General features: G+C 67.8%; 15 protein-coding genes and 1 pseudogene. 5 read left to right on the plus strand and 11 right to left on the minus strand.

Annotation, left to right across the window (positions count from 1 at the left end; genetic code table 11):
• The first annotated feature begins 24 nt into the window (after nucleotides 1-24).
• The 5 genes from NAO55_RS01225 to NAO55_RS01245 all read left to right on the plus strand — a co-directional run bounded on the left by NAO55_RS01225 (nucleotide 25) and on the right by NAO55_RS01245 (nucleotide 3,835).
• Entirely contained in the window at nucleotides 25-429 is a 405-nt protein-coding gene (locus NAO55_RS01225; protein ID WP_102839473.1) for a hypothetical protein, read from the plus strand.
• Between the two features lie 136 nt (nucleotides 430-565).
• Nucleotides 566-1,171, plus strand: coding sequence for a putative outer membrane beta-barrel protein (locus NAO55_RS01230; protein ID WP_102839472.1), 606 nt, complete (start codon nucleotides 566-568; stop codon nucleotides 1,169-1,171).
• Between the two features lie 72 nt (nucleotides 1,172-1,243).
• Nucleotides 1,244-1,921, plus strand: a complete 678-nt coding sequence (locus NAO55_RS01235; protein WP_102839471.1) for a response regulator — start codon at nucleotides 1,244-1,246, stop codon at nucleotides 1,919-1,921.
• Entirely contained in the window at nucleotides 1,918-3,315 is a 1,398-nt protein-coding gene (locus tag NAO55_RS01240) for an ATP-binding protein (RefSeq protein ID WP_102839470.1), read from the plus strand. The genes NAO55_RS01235 and NAO55_RS01240 overlap by 4 nt, the downstream gene beginning before the upstream one ends.
• Before the next feature lie 76 nt (nucleotides 3,316-3,391).
• Nucleotides 3,392-3,835: a ketosteroid isomerase-related protein gene (locus NAO55_RS01245; RefSeq protein WP_102839469.1), complete on the plus strand. Its 444-nt coding sequence runs from the start codon at nucleotides 3,392-3,394 to the stop codon at nucleotides 3,833-3,835.
• Here the strand turns inward: NAO55_RS01245 and NAO55_RS01250 are convergent, their stop codons facing one another.
• The 11 genes and pseudogenes from NAO55_RS01250 to NAO55_RS01300 form a co-directional block, all read right to left on the minus strand.
• Complete coding sequence (locus tag NAO55_RS01250; RefSeq protein WP_102839468.1) at nucleotides 3,836-5,485, minus strand: complex I subunit 5 family protein; 1,650 nt, start codon at nucleotides 5,483-5,485, stop codon at nucleotides 3,836-3,838. It lies immediately after the preceding gene.
• Nucleotides 5,482-6,978: a complex I subunit 5 family protein gene (locus NAO55_RS01255; RefSeq protein ID WP_102839467.1), complete on the minus strand. Its 1,497-nt coding sequence runs from the start codon at nucleotides 6,976-6,978 to the stop codon at nucleotides 5,482-5,484. The genes NAO55_RS01250 and NAO55_RS01255 overlap by 4 nt, the downstream gene beginning before the upstream one ends.
• Nucleotides 6,975-8,399 (minus strand): complex I subunit 5 family protein, encoded by a 1,425-nt coding sequence (locus NAO55_RS01260; RefSeq protein WP_102839466.1) that lies wholly within the window; start codon nucleotides 8,397-8,399, stop codon nucleotides 6,975-6,977. The genes NAO55_RS01255 and NAO55_RS01260 overlap by 4 nt, the downstream gene beginning before the upstream one ends.
• Nucleotides 8,396-8,671, minus strand: a complete 276-nt coding sequence (locus NAO55_RS01265) for an NADH-quinone oxidoreductase subunit K (RefSeq protein ID WP_102839465.1) — start codon at nucleotides 8,669-8,671, stop codon at nucleotides 8,396-8,398. Before NAO55_RS01265 ends, NAO55_RS01260 begins: the two co-directional genes overlap by 4 nt.
• On the minus strand, nucleotides 8,668-9,576 hold the full coding sequence (locus tag NAO55_RS01270) for a hydrogenase subunit MbhD domain-containing protein (protein WP_102839464.1): 909 nt from the start codon (nucleotides 9,574-9,576) through the stop codon (nucleotides 8,668-8,670). The genes NAO55_RS01265 and NAO55_RS01270 overlap by 4 nt, the downstream gene beginning before the upstream one ends.
• Nucleotides 9,569-9,862 carry a cation:proton antiporter gene (locus tag NAO55_RS01275; RefSeq protein ID WP_102839463.1) on the minus strand — a complete coding sequence of 98 codons (294 nt, stop codon included), beginning with the start codon at nucleotides 9,860-9,862 and terminating at the stop codon, nucleotides 9,569-9,571. Before NAO55_RS01275 ends, NAO55_RS01270 begins: the two co-directional genes overlap by 8 nt.
• Nucleotides 9,855-10,106 (minus strand): monovalent cation/H+ antiporter complex subunit F, encoded by a 252-nt coding sequence (locus NAO55_RS01280; protein ID WP_063539478.1) that lies wholly within the window; start codon nucleotides 10,104-10,106, stop codon nucleotides 9,855-9,857. The genes NAO55_RS01275 and NAO55_RS01280 overlap by 8 nt, the downstream gene beginning before the upstream one ends.
• Nucleotides 10,106-10,597, minus strand: a complete 492-nt coding sequence (locus NAO55_RS01285) for a Na+/H+ antiporter subunit E (RefSeq protein WP_102839462.1) — start codon at nucleotides 10,595-10,597, stop codon at nucleotides 10,106-10,108. The genes NAO55_RS01280 and NAO55_RS01285 overlap by 1 nt, the downstream gene beginning before the upstream one ends.
• Nucleotides 10,598-11,001: 404 nt before the next feature.
• Complete coding sequence (locus tag NAO55_RS01290; RefSeq protein WP_102839461.1) at nucleotides 11,002-11,430, minus strand: DUF2628 domain-containing protein; 429 nt, start codon at nucleotides 11,428-11,430, stop codon at nucleotides 11,002-11,004.
• 113 nt (nucleotides 11,431-11,543) lie between these two features.
• Nucleotides 11,544-12,196: pseudogene (locus NAO55_RS01295) on the minus strand (dienelactone hydrolase family protein).
• Nucleotides 12,193-12,861, minus strand: a complete 669-nt coding sequence (locus NAO55_RS01300) for a phosphoribosyltransferase (protein ID WP_102839460.1) — start codon at nucleotides 12,859-12,861, stop codon at nucleotides 12,193-12,195. Before NAO55_RS01300 ends, NAO55_RS01295 begins: the two are co-directional and overlap by 4 nt.
• Nucleotides 12,862-12,984 lie beyond the last annotated feature (123 nt).

Here is a 12,984-nt window from a genome sequence, read left to right on the forward strand (position 1 = left end):
CGGCTCTCAACGGAAGCAAAACGGATGCTGACCATGACCCTCTTCACCTGGCTGCTCGCAGCCACTCCCTCACCCCCCGGCGCACCCGTCGCGGCCGACCTAGGGCTGCAACCGCTCGAGGACAACCGCGTGGCCCTCTCGCTGTGCTTCAAGGGCAGCGGACAACAGGTTCGCTTCCGCCTGAAGGTCCGTTCCAGCGGCAGCGCCGGGACCTCGCAGAGCACCCAGAGCGGCACGCTCATCGCTGACGCAACATCCCAGTGCCCGGTACGCAACCGCCTTGGTATCGCCGCAGACACCGAGGTCGAAGCCGAACTGCAGTGGTGGATCGACGATGCCGAGCAGCCCCCACTGCTGCGCCGCTATCCGGGCAGCACGGGCGATACCGATGAGCGCGAGGAGCCGGATCAACCGCAGCAGATCGCCTGAAACCAGCCCTGGGCGACCGGCGGCACGGCGCGTCCGATCCGTTCAGCGCAGGTTCAGGCAGGGTTCAGTTGGCGTTCAGTGACATCCGTTCAGGCTAGGGGCCGTCAGTTTCCCACTGCCTGAAACGGAGTCACCGATGAACAAACTCAGCACCCTCGCCCTGGCCACATCCCTTGGCATCTTCAGCTTCGGCGCCCATGCCGCGGAGAACTTCGCCGGTCTCACCTGGGGTAAAACCACCGTCAACACCGATCGTTCCAGCGCCTTGAAGCAGAACATGGGCGGCGAGAACCGCTTCGATGACACCATCAGGAACAGCGGCACCTGGGGTGTTCGCGCCGGTCAGATGACCGACGAAGGCCGCTACTACATGACTTACGAGAACGTCTCGGACGATTACGGCAGCACCTTCAAGCTGCGCCAGCAGAACCTGCTCGGCAGCTACGACCTGTTCGTCCCGCTGGGCGACACCACCCGCCTGTTCGGCGGTGCCAGCGCCGGCCTGACCAAGCTGGAGAACGAGTCCAGGGGCTACAGCCGCGACAGCGACATCGGCTACCTGGTCGGCCTGCAGGCCGGTATCCTGCAGAAGCTCGGCGACAGCACCTCGGTGGAAGCCGGTTACCGCTACCTGCGCAGCAACGCCGGAACCGAAGTCTCCGAGCGCGGCGTCGGCAAGCTGGGCTCGATCGACCTGCACAGCAGCAAGCAGGCCTATCTGGGTCTGAACTATCACTTCTGATGGCGTTTACGCTGACAGAACGTTGAACGACGGCCGGGCATTGCCCGGCCGTTTGCACAGGGAGCACAAGACATGAAGGTGCTGGTGGTGGAAGACGAGGCGCTGCTGCGCCACCACTTGCAGACGCGGCTCGGTGAAAGCGGGCATATCGTCGATGCCGTGCCGGACGCCGAAGAAGCGCTGTATCAGACCCACGAATTCAACCACGATCTGGCCGTCATCGATCTCGGCCTGCCGGGTATCAGCGGGCTGGACCTGATCCACCAGCTGCGCAGCCGTGGCAAGACCTTTCCCATCCTGATCCTCACCGCCCGCGGCAACTGGCAGGACAAGGTCGAGGGCCTGGCCGCCGGCGCCGACGACTATGTAGTCAAGCCGTTCCAGTTCGAGGAACTGGAGGCCCGGCTGAACGCGCTGCTGCGCCGTTCCAGCGGCTTCACCCAGGCCACCATCGAAGCCGGCCCACTGCTGCTCGATCTCAACCGCAAACAGGCCACGGCCAACGGCGAGCCGCTGGCGCTGACCGCCTACGAATACCGCATCCTCGAATACCTGATGCGTCACCAGCAGCAGGTGGTGGCCAAGGAACGGCTGATGGAGCAGCTCTACAGCGGCGACGAGGAGCGCGACCCGAACGTGATCGAAGTGCTGGTCGGACGGCTGCGGCGCAAGCTCGAAGCGCAGTGCGCGATGAAGCCCATCGAAACCGTGCGCGGCCTCGGCTATCTGTTCACCGAGCGCTGTCGATGAGTCGACGCTGGCGCCGGCTGCAGGCGCGCATACGAACCCGTCTAGGCGGTGCGATGTCGCTGCGTCTGCGTCTGATGCTCGGCGCCGCAAGCCTGGCCGCGCTGTTCATGCTGGTCCTGCTGCCGGTTTTGCAGGGCGCTTTCAGCCTGACCTTCGAGCGGGTCATCGAGCAGCGCCTGGCGGCCGATGCCAATACGCTGATCACCGCCGCCCAGGTCGAGGAGAGCCGGCTGCAGATGCCCGAGCGGCTGCCGGACGAGGAGTTCAACCTGCCGGATGCACGACTGCTCGGTTTCATCTACGACCGCCGCGGCAAGCTGGTCTGGCGTTCCCGCTCGGCCGCCGACGAGCGCATCGACTACCGCCCGCGCTATGAGGGCGGCACCAGCGAGTTCCTGCGCGTGCGCGACGAAGCCGGAACGGAATACTTCGCCTACGACGTCGAGCTGCACCTGGCCGGCAGCCGCGACAATGCGTTCAGCTTCGTCACCATGCAGCCGACCAGCGAGTACCTGAGCCTGTTCGAGGAGTTTCGCCGGCAGCTCTACCTGTGGCTGGGCAGCGGCCTGCTGGTGCTGCTGGCCCTGCTCTGGCTCGGCCTGACCTGGGGCTTTCGCACCCTCAAGCGGGTCAGCGCCGAGCTCGACCAGGTCGAGGCCGGGCAGCGCGAGCGCCTGAGCGACGACCACCCGCGCGAACTGCTGCGCCTGACCCGCTCGCTGAACCGCTTGCTGGACAGCGAACGGCGCCAGCGCGAGCAGTACCGCAACTCCCTGGGCGACCTGGCGCACAGCCTGAAGACGCCGCTCAGCGTGCTGCAGGGCGTCGGCGAGACCCTCGCCGCGCAGACGCAGAGCCGCGAACAGGCCCAGGTGATGCAGGCGCAGATCGAGCGCATGAGTCAGCAGATCGGCTATCAGCTGCAGCGCGCCAGCCTTGGCAAGAGCGGCCTGGTGCGCCACCGGGTCGAGCTCAGGCCATTGCTCGACAGCCTGTGCAGCACGCTGGACAAGGTCTACCGCGACAAACACGTGCAGGTCGACATGCAGCTCGCCGAGCCATGCCAGGTGCCGATCGAACAAGGCGCGCTGATGGAGCTGCTCGGCAATTTGCTGGAGAACGCCTACCGGCTCTGTCTCCGGCAGGTCCGTATCAGCGCACGCACGCATGACGGCGACCTGCTGCTCGGCATCGAGGACGACGGCCCCGGCGTGCCGATGGACCAGCGCGCGCGCATCATCCGCCGTGGCGAACGCCTCGACGCCCAGCATCCCGGCCAGGGCATCGGCCTGGCGGTGGTCAAGGACATCCTCGACAGCTACGGCGGCGAACTCAGCCTGGGCGAGTCAGCGCTCGGTGGCGCGGCTTTTCGCATCCGCCTGCAGGCCGACTGACCGAACGGCACTCCCGCACTGCCCCGACCGCTGCTAGAGTTCGCTGCCGAGCTATCTGCAGCCCATTGGAGAGTGCATGTCACTGGATGACCGCAAGAAACTCGTCCGTCAGCACATCGACCTGACCTGGAACCGCGGGCACCTGGCGCTCGCCGAGCATCTGCACAGCAAGGATTTCCTCTACAAGAGCTCCTTTATCGGTCGCCCGCTGGGCAGTGCCGAGTTTCTCGACATGGTCCGGCAGATCCGCCAGGTCATGCCGGAGCTGGAAGTGGTGGTCGAGGAATGCCTCGCCGAAGGCAACCGGGTGGTGACCTGGAGCACGCTGATCGGCAGCATCGCGCAGCCGGCGTTCGGCTATCCGCCCAGCGACAAGGTGCTGAGCATCTCCGCCATGGCCTTCTGGACCATCACCCCGACGCAGCAGGTGCAGGAGATCTGCACCATGTTCGACATGGAAAGCTTCCGCGCCCAGCTCGGCCTGGAGACCCGGCCGTTCGCCGAAAAGGCCCTACCCTGATCACCACAGCCAGCCCAACCAGAGCAGCAGCACCAGCAGCCAGGCACTGATCGCCAGGGCGCCGCGCTCCCATAGCCGGTTCCAGCGTCGCTCCCGCCTGCGCCAGCGCCCGCGATCGAGCCGCACGCTGGGTTCGGGCAGCGGTGGCTGGCGCAGGAGACGCGTCAGGTATGACGATGCCCACAGTGCGGGGTTGGGCATACGCGCGAGATTGGACGGCACCTGCCAGCGCCGAAACAGCGCCCACCCGGTGAGACCCAGCGCCAGCAGCAACGGCCAAAGCGCTCCCCACAGACCCGCCGGATACAGGCCTGCCAGCAGCGGATCGCGCAGCGCCGGCCACAACCACGGCAGCGCCACCGAGGCCAGGCTGAGCAGTACCCAGGGCAGCCATTGCCCGAGCGGCACGCGCGTGCTGACCTGCTGCTGGTCGCGCCACATCAGCCAGAGTGCGCGCCAGAGCAGCAGTGCGGTGGCGAAGCTGGCCAGCGTCAGCCATGGCGCCCAGGCGGCAAAGGCGCTGTCGTGCCAGGCGTCCTTGAGCAGGTACTTCACCGCTGCACCACTGGTGAGCGGCGCCCCCATGATCGCCAGCGCCGGCAGGACCAGCAATAACCAACCGAGGCGTGGCAGGCGCCCCTCGTGAACCATCCCGGCGGCGAGAAACAGCGCACCCTTGGCCAGCCCGTGATGCACGCCAAACAGCACCAGCAGCGTGAGCAGCGCGGGGGACGGCGCCTCCGCGCTCCAGGCCAACGCGAGGATCATCAGCAGCCAGCCCATCTGGCTCACCGATGACCAGGCCAGCACCGCCTTGGGCTTAGCGGCGCGCAGTCCCAGCGCAGCGGCATAGAACGCGCCGAACAGGCCGACCACGAGCAACGGCGTGCTCCAGGCCGTCAGCGTTGGATCGGCCTCCGGCACACAGCGCCAGACACCGAGGATGCCGGCCTTGAGCATCGCCCCGGAGAGCACCGCGCTGGCCGGTGCCGGCGCCTCGGGATGGGCCAGTGGCAGCCAGACGTGCAGCGGCCAGAAGCCGGCCTTCAGCCCGAGCCCGAGCACCAGCAGGGCCAGGGTCAGGTGGTCGATCGGCTGCGCCTGCCAGCTGGCGAAGTCGAAGGCCAGCGCGGCGCCGTGGCTGCGCAGCAGCAGCCCGGCAAGCAGCAGCATTTCGCCGCCGATCGCCAGTTGCAGATACAGACGCCCGGCGCGCCGCGGCCCCGGTCCGCCGTGGTGCACGATCAGCCCGTAGGCAGCCAGGCTCATGGCACTGAAGCCGAGATAGAAGCTCAGCGCATCGGTGGCAATGATCAGCAGCAGGTTGCCGGCCAATGCCAGCTGCCAGAAGACCCAGAAGCGCAGCCGTCCCGCCCCATGGGCCAGGCTGCTGCTGGCGAAAACCGCGGCGCAGCCCCAGAGCACGGCGGAAAAGCCCAGCCAGGCGCGAGTCAGCGCATCGTCGGCACCCCAGCGCACGCCTTCCCAAAGCCAGGGCAGCTCCAGTGACGGCGGTGATTGCAGCGTCGCCAGCAGCGCCGGCAGACAACTCAGCCAGAGCCAGGGCAAGCAGCGTTCGCGCAGCCAGGGCAGCAACGCGCCGCCGAGCAGCGGAGCGAAGGGCACCAGCAGCCAGAGCCAGGCGTTCATATGGCGAACTCCCGCTCGACGATCAGCTGGCTCCAGCCCAGCGGGCTGAGCGCCGTCGCCGCCAGCAACCCGACCAGCAGCGACAGCAACGCGGTGATCAATGGCGGAAGCAGCAGCATCCAGTGGGTCTCGAAGCGCTCGTCGGTCCAGCGGTTCTGGTGCCAGTCGGCGGGCTCGGCGAACCAGCCGCGCCAGAGCAGCGGCAGGAAGTAGGCGGCGTTGAGCAACGCGGAGCCGAGCAGCACCAGCAGCACCCAGTCCTGCCCGACCTCCAGTGCGCCAAGCCCGAGCGTCCATTTGCTGATGAAGCCGGCGATCGGCGGTATGCCGATCATGCCCAGCGCGCCCACCGAGAACGCCGTCATGGTCCAGGGCATGCGCCGGCCGACGCCATCCATCTCGCGGATGCGATGGATGCCCAGGGTCTCGGCGAAGTTGCCCGCGCAGTAGAACAGCGTGACCTTCATCAGCCCCTGATGCACCAGGTGCACCAGGCCGCCCACCGCGGCGATCGGCCCGAGCAGCGCCACGCCCAGCGTGACATAGGACACCTGACTGATGGTCGAGTAGGCCAGGCGCTTCTTCAGTTCCTGCTGCTGCATGGCACGCAACGAGCCGTAGAGAATGGTCGCGGCCGCCAGCCAGAGCAGCGGCGTGGTGAGGTCCAGGCGCAGCAGCGCCTCGGCGCCGAACACGTCGTAGACCACCCGCACGATGCCGAAGGCGCCCGCCTTCACCACCGCCACCGCATGCAACAGCGCGCTGACCGGCGCCGGCGCGACCATCGCCTGCGGTAGCCAGCCATGCAGCGGGATCAACGCGGCCTTCACGCCGAGGCCGAAGATCAGCAGGGCGAAGGCCACGCGCAGCGTCAGGTCATGTTCCTCGACCTGTTCCAGCAGGTAGCCGGCGGCCTGGAAATCCGGCGTACCGGCGATGCTGTGCAGCAACGCCACACCCATCAATACCAGGGTGCCGCCAGCGACCGTGTAGGCCAGATAAATGCGACCGGCGGCCAGCGACTCCGGCGTGCCGCGATGCACCACCAATGGGAAGGTGGCGAGGGTCAGCAGCTCGTAGAACAGCAGGAAGCTGACCAGGTTGCCGGCCAAGGCCAGGCCGACGGTGGCGCTGACGCACAGGCTGAAGTAGCCGAAGAAGCGCGAGCGCAGCGGCGAGTTTTCCAGATAGCCGATGGCGTAGACGGTGGTCACCGCCCACAGCAGCGAAGACAGCGCGACGAACAGCAGCGACAGCGCATCGGCCTGCAGCACCAGCGGCGCGCCCGGCAGCAGCGGCACGCTGAAACGGTACTCGCTGCCCTGGCTGACGCCGTAGAGCATGCTCGCGACCAGCACCAGCTTGAGCGTCACGCCGAGCAGGTTGAGGCTCACCCGCAGGCGCTGCTGTTCCTCGCGCAGCGCGAAGATCACGAGGCCCGGCAGCAGCGAACTGAGCACGATGCCCAGCGGCAACAGCTCACGCCAGCTCATCGCCCGAGCCCTCCGAGCCAGAGCAGCAGCGGCTCGCTGATCAGCGCCAGCCCCCAGACCAGCAGCGCCGGCAGCAGGGCCAGCCACTGCGCCAGGCGATCGGGATGGATGCTCGGTGGGTTCGGCCTGGCGCGATCGAAGCCGTGGGCGACGACGCGGAACACGTAGGCGGCCGACATCAGCGTGCCGAACAGCGCACCCAGCGCCCAGGGCCAGTGCTGCGGCCGCTCGAACAGTGGCTGCAGCAGCAACCACTTGGCCAGGAAGCCGCCGCTGGGTGGCAGCCCGACCAGGCTGCCGCCAGCCACGGCGAAGGCGGCCAGGGCGATCGGCACGTTCTGGCTGGCGCCCTTCATGCCGTTGACCCGCTTGCTGCCGAGGATGGTCTGCAACTCGCCGGCGGCGAGAAACATCGACACCTTGGCCAGCCCATGGGCCAGCACGAACAGCCACAGCGCCGCATGCAGACGCGGCTCGTCGAGGTGCAGCAGCAAGCCGAGCGCCAGCAGCGCATAACCCAGCTGGGCGACCGTCGAGTAGGCCACCAGGGTCTTCAGCCGTGGCGCGCGCAGTGCCGACCAGCCGCCAGCAACCAGCGCCAGCACGCCGGCAGTGCCGAACAGCAGGCCGGCATCGTGACTGAAGGGTGCCGGCGCGATCTCGCTCCAGATCAGCCAGAGGATGTAAAGCGGGCCCTTGACCACCAGCGCCGAGAGCAGCGCGCTGACCGCGGTCGGCGCCGCGGCGTGGGCTGGCGGCAACCACAGGTGCAGCGGCCAGAGTGCGGCCTTGAGCATCAGCCCCACGCTCATCAGCAGCAGTGCCAGATGGGTTGCGCCGTCGGCTTCAGTCAAGCGCGCCAGCAGGGCCAGATCGAGCAGCCCGTAGCGCCCGTAGATCAGCGCCACGCCAAGCAGGTAGGCCAGCGAGCCGGCCAGCGACAGCAGCAAGTAGTTCAGCGCGGGTTTCCACGCCTTGCGCCCGGCCAGCGACACCAGCGCCACGGCCACCAGGCTGAGCAGTTCCAGGGTCACGTAGAGGTTGAACAGATCGGCCGACAGCCACAGCGCCGCCAGTGCCGCGTGCAGCAGGCAGGACAATGGCCAGTAGTCCGCCTTGCCGGTGGCATGGGTGATGCGCGCGGCATATAGCGCCACCAGCAGGTGCAGCCCGGCGGTGAATACCAGCAGTAGCGCGGCCAGCGGCGTCAGGCGAAAACGAATCGCCAGCCCCGCCTCCCAGCCGCCGATGAACAGGCTGCGTTCGCCATGGTCGAGCACCACCTGCAACGCCATGACCGCCGCCAGGAGCGCGCCGAGGCTCAGCGCGATCACCCAGCGGCCGCCGCGTGCCGGGCGCAGCAGGATCAGCAGCAACGCGCCGGCCAGGGGCAGCAGCAGGCTGACCATCGCGGCGTTCACCGCTTGGTCTCCGACGCCAGCGCACTGCTCAGGCGCAGCGCCAGCGCGGTGGCACTGACGGCGACCACCAGCCCGGTGACCACCAGCGCCACCAGCAGCGGGTCGCTCGGATCATGACGCGCCGCCAGGGCGATCATCACCAGGAACACACCACTGCCCATCAGGTTGATGGCGATGATCCGCCGTAGTGCGTGACGCAGCGTCAGCAGGCCGTGCAGACCGAGCAGCCAGAGGGCGAAACCGATGGCGATCCAGAACAGCGTGGCGCTCATGACTGCGGCTCCGGATCGTCGCCGATCACCAGCAGGCTCAGGCTGGCGGCGATGGACAGCGTCGCCGCGGCCTCGATGAAGACGATCAGCGGCTTGGCCCAGCCGACCGGGTAATGCAGCCAGCCATCGCCGAACCAGGCACAGGCGGCGGCCACGCCGACGAACAGCAGCAGCCCGATCAGCACCAGCAGGCGCAGCGGCCAGAAACTCCAGTACAGCGCCGGCAGCGCACCCGCCAGGCGCAGCAGGACGATGCCGGAAGCCAGCAGCGCGCCAGCCTGAAATGCGCCACCCGGCGAGGCCGCACCGCGCCAGAGCACATAGCCGCCGGCGAGCACCAGCAGCGGCGCTAGGGTGCGGCCCCAGGCGCGCAACAATGGCCAGGGCTCGCTCAGCTGCGGCTGCAGCGTGCCGAGCTGGCGCGCGCCAAGCAACGCCAGCAGCAGCACCGCCAGTTCCAGCAAGGTGTCCCAGGCACGGAAGTTCAGCAGCACCGCCGTCACCGGATGCTCAACGCCGCTCTGTGCCAGCGCAGCATCGATTTGCGCCGGAACGCCTGGCTGCAACTCGGCCAGCGGCGCCAGCTGGGGCAACACCATCAACAAGAGCGGCAGCAGCACCGCCACCGCGGCCAGACGCCGGCGGCGCGACAGCTGCGGCTCGCTGCCGGCCCGGGGCTGGCGCGCCAGCGCGGCGAACAGCAGCACACCGGTCAGCCCGGCACCGATCGCGGCTTCGGCCAGCGCCAGGTCGGCGGCTCCCAGCCGCGCCCAGACCAGCGCCAGCACCAGGCCAAAGGCGATGAACAGCAGCACGCCGGCATATAGCTGGCGTACATGCAGCGCGCCGCCGGCCAGCCCGAGCAGCAACAGGCCGAGCACTGCATCGAGCAGCCAGTCAGTCATCCTCGCCCTCCTCGCCGGCCTGGCGCGCCAGCAACTGGCAGGCGGTGGCGCCGGATGCCAGCACCAGCAGCCAGATCAGCAGCATCTGCGCCACTTCCAGCAGGCTCGTCGCACGCAGCGCGAGCCCGGCGACCACCAGGCCGAGGCCGAGGGTATCGGCCTTGGTCAGCGCATGCAGCCGGCTCAGGGTATCGGGAAAGCGCAGCAGGCCGACGCTGCCGGCAAAGAAGAACAGCAGGCCGCCGGCCAAGAGCAGCCAGCTGAAGACACTCAGCAGCTCATTCATGGCGACTGCGCCGCAACAGTTGCACCAGCGCGGCGCTGACGATCGCCGCCAGCAGTGCCAGCACCAGCGCCGCATCGCGCAACGCCGGCGCGCCCTGCCACTGCGCCAGCACCAGCAACAGCGCGGTGCCAGTGGTGCCGAACAGCTGCACGGCGAGCAACCTGTCGACCCGGCCGGGCCCGAGCAGCACGCGCCAAAGCCCGACCAACAAGGTCAGCAGCAGGAGCGCCGCGAAGACCGCCATCACGACGCATCCCCTGCAGCGAGCAGCTGATCGAGGCGTTGCTCCAGCTCATCGACGGCGGCCTGCCAGGGCTGGCGCTCGTCCAGCACGTGCACCCACATCCGATCGCCGTCGATGCGTGAAGCCAGTGTGCCGGGCAGCAGCCCGACCATCGCCGACAGCAGCAGGCGCACCCGCGGCGAACGGCTGCTGAAGGCGTAGGGATGCCATGCCGGCTGCAGCGGGCAGCTCGGCCGCAGGGCACGAAGGGCCACGTCCCAGCCACCCAGCAGCATGTGCTTGAGAAACAGCCCGACAAACGCCGGCAGCGCAGCCAGCCGGATAGTCAGCGGCCGCAACCCAAGCCAGAGGCTCAGGGCAACCGCCAGCAGCACCGTCGGCGCACCCAGCAACCAACCCTGCCCGGCGGCGAACAGGGCCCAGAGCGCGGCGTAGATCAGCAACCAGAAGAGCGCGTCGGCAGCTCCGCGACGCAGTGCGGCGTGGCTCATCCCATTCTCCTTGGCATTCCGATCTTTGTAACAAGTCGAGGCCAAGAGTTCGCCGCTGTCCATATTCCGCGGCGAAATGCGTTGTATCAGCAGATTGCCGCTCGGCTTGGCGCTTCGCCGCGAGACAGACGGGACGACCAGAACAGACACGGGGCCTGGCTCCGATACCGCAGGCTGAACGCCCGGTACGACGAGCACCCATGAGGGCATTGAAGGACAGCGATGCCGCTGGCATACCGCATGCCGGGAACCCCGGGTGCGTGCAATCGCGGTGATGCTGGTCGGCCAGGGCACTAGGCGCTGAGTCAGCTGCCGCTTCTGGAGTTACAACCGCTAACCGTCAATTTGGTCGGCGTAGCGGCGCTGCGGCCTTCGCCCGCCGACCTGGTGTCGCGACGGCGAAGCTACAGCCAGCCGTTGTCGCCAAGTACCTGGCTCTTATAGAAATCGAGATTGGCACGCATGGCGAACACGCCAGCGACACCATAGGAAAGGAAGCGCGCGAACTCGCCATAGCCCAACGCATCAAGCCCCATGATGATCAGGCTGACCGCGATCAGTGCCAGCAACGTATAGCTAACCGCCCGACGCCACATGCCCTTGGCCAGGTAGTACAGCGGCCCGAACAAAAAGGCGAGGATGTTGAACGCCATGGCTTTGCGCCGCTCGGCGGCAGGCAGACTCTTGAATGCTGGCAGGCGTGGCCCTCCAGCCTGGGCAATGGCAATGAAACGCCGTTTCCAGGCGTCGGAAACGGGCAATGCATCGATCCGGTGCGTCTCATCGGCGGCCAGCGTGGCAGCGGGTGGTGCGTAAGGATTGTGGATACTCATGAAACCTCCTTGTTGTCGAGCGCCCTATCATCGCGGCCGCCGTCGATCCTCGCCAATCGAAGTGCCAGCAGCGTGCTGCACCGCATATTTCTCGCGATCTGCAGGCGCCGCGCTCAGCGCAGGTAGCGCACGAACCAGTCGCCGGCCAGCTGGGCAACCTCTTCCAGCGTGCCGTGCTCCTCGAACAGGTGGCTGGCACCGGGCACCACCACCAGTTGATGTTCGCATTGCAAACGTGCCGCGGCGGCGCGGTTGAGTTCGAGCACCTCCAGATCGCGGCTGCCGACGATGAACAGCGAAGCCGCCCGCACCCCGCCAGCGAAGGCTCGGCCAGATCGACACGGCCGCCGCGCGAGACCACCGCCGCGATGTCCGCCGGGCGTGACGCCGCGGTGGTAAGGGCCGCGGCGGCACCGGTGCTGGCGCCGAACAGGCCGATGCGCAGTTCGCGCAGCTGCGCATCGCTGCTCAACTGGTCGACCACGCCAGTCAGGCGCTGGCTGAGCAGCGGAATGTCGAAGCGCAGCTGGCGGGTGATCTCGTCGATGGGTTGTTCGTGCTTGGTCAGCAGGTCGAACAGCAAGGTGCCCAGGCCCAACTCGTTGAAGCGCCGCGCCACGCTCTGGTTGCGTGGGCTGTGCCGGCTGCTGCCGCTGCCGTGGACGAACACCACCAGCCCGGTGGCATGCGGCGGCAGACAGAGGTCGCCATGCAGGCGGGCCTTGCCGAGGGTGAAGCGCATCGGTGTCGATGAAGGTTGGCTCATGCTGGCTGCCCTCCGCTGCTCCAGGCGCGCCGCAGCAAATCGACCACCAGCTGGTCCGGGGTCTGGTCGAAATTCTGATACCAGCGGCCAATGGCGTAGAGGTCGTGGGGCATGTGCAAGCAGACGACACGGTCGGCCAGCGGCTCCAGCTGTGCGACGCTTTCCGGCGCCGCCACCGGCACCGCCACGGTGATGCTCGCCGGCTCCAGCTGGCGCACCGCCTTCACCGCAGCACGCATGGTGGCGCCGGTGGCCAACCCGTCGTCCACCAGGATCACCGCGCGCCCGGCGACCACCGGCCGCGGACGGTCGCCGCGATAGGCCTGTTCGCGGCGCTGCAGCTCGTGGCTCTCCTGAGCGATGGTGCCGTCGATCTCGGCCTTGGAGACGTGCACGTAGCGCACGATGTCCTCATTCATCACCCGCACGCCGCCACTGGCAATGGCGCCCATGGCCAGCTCGCGATTGCCCGGCGTGCCGAGCTTGCGCACGACCAGGATGTCCAGCTCCAGGCCGAGGCGCTGCGCCACTTCGAACGCCACCGGCACACCGCCGCGCGGCAGCGCCAGCACCAGGGCATCGGTCCAGTCGTCCTCCTGCGCGAGCCGCTCGGCCAATGCCTCGCCTGCATATACTCGATCAGGGAAAGGGATCTTCAGGGTCATGGCCGGTTCCTCGCTACGCTGCCGATTGCAATGGAGTCTGGCTCAAGAATGGGAGGTCCGTGGACTGCTGCGACAAACAACGCGGTCGCCACTGATCGGTGCAGGTACGAAAGGCATTGCCGT

The sequence above is a fragment of the Stutzerimonas frequens genome (assembly GCF_024448335.1).
Classification (GTDB): domain Bacteria; phylum Pseudomonadota; class Gammaproteobacteria; order Pseudomonadales; family Pseudomonadaceae; genus Stutzerimonas; species Stutzerimonas frequens.

Bases quoted from the DNA above. Each gene is read 5' to 3' on its own strand.
- NAO55_RS01300 (WP_102839460.1), bottom strand. From the start codon at position 12,861: ATGACCCTGAAGATCCCTTTCCCTGATCGAGTATATGCAGGCGAGGCA.
- NAO55_RS01240 (WP_102839470.1), top strand. From the start codon at position 1,918: ATGAGTCGACGCTGGCGCCGGCTGCAGGCGCGCATACGAACCCGTCTA.
- NAO55_RS01270 (WP_102839464.1), bottom strand. From the start codon at position 9,576: ATGACTGACTGGCTGCTCGATGCAGTGCTCGGCCTGTTGCTGCTCGGG.
- NAO55_RS01225 (WP_102839473.1), top strand. From the start codon at position 25: ATGCTGACCATGACCCTCTTCACCTGGCTGCTCGCAGCCACTCCCTCA.
- NAO55_RS01245 (WP_102839469.1), top strand. From the start codon at position 3,392: ATGTCACTGGATGACCGCAAGAAACTCGTCCGTCAGCACATCGACCTG.
- NAO55_RS01255 (WP_102839467.1), bottom strand. From the start codon at position 6,978: ATGAGCTGGCGTGAGCTGTTGCCGCTGGGCATCGTGCTCAGTTCGCTG.
- NAO55_RS01290 (WP_102839461.1), bottom strand. From the start codon at position 11,430: ATGAGTATCCACAATCCTTACGCACCACCCGCTGCCACGCTGGCCGCC.
- NAO55_RS01285 (WP_102839462.1), bottom strand. From the start codon at position 10,597: ATGAGCCACGCCGCACTGCGTCGCGGAGCTGCCGACGCGCTCTTCTGG.
- NAO55_RS01235 (WP_102839471.1), top strand. From the start codon at position 1,244: ATGAAGGTGCTGGTGGTGGAAGACGAGGCGCTGCTGCGCCACCACTTG.
- NAO55_RS01275 (WP_102839463.1), bottom strand. From the start codon at position 9,862: ATGAATGAGCTGCTGAGTGTCTTCAGCTGGCTGCTCTTGGCCGGCGGC.
- NAO55_RS01250 (WP_102839468.1), bottom strand. From the start codon at position 5,485: ATGAACGCCTGGCTCTGGCTGCTGGTGCCCTTCGCTCCGCTGCTCGGC.
- NAO55_RS01280 (WP_063539478.1), bottom strand. From the start codon at position 10,106: ATGGCGGTCTTCGCGGCGCTCCTGCTGCTGACCTTGTTGGTCGGGCTT.
- NAO55_RS01265 (WP_102839465.1), bottom strand. From the start codon at position 8,671: ATGAGCGCCACGCTGTTCTGGATCGCCATCGGTTTCGCCCTCTGGCTG.
- NAO55_RS01230 (WP_102839472.1), top strand. From the start codon at position 566: ATGAACAAACTCAGCACCCTCGCCCTGGCCACATCCCTTGGCATCTTC.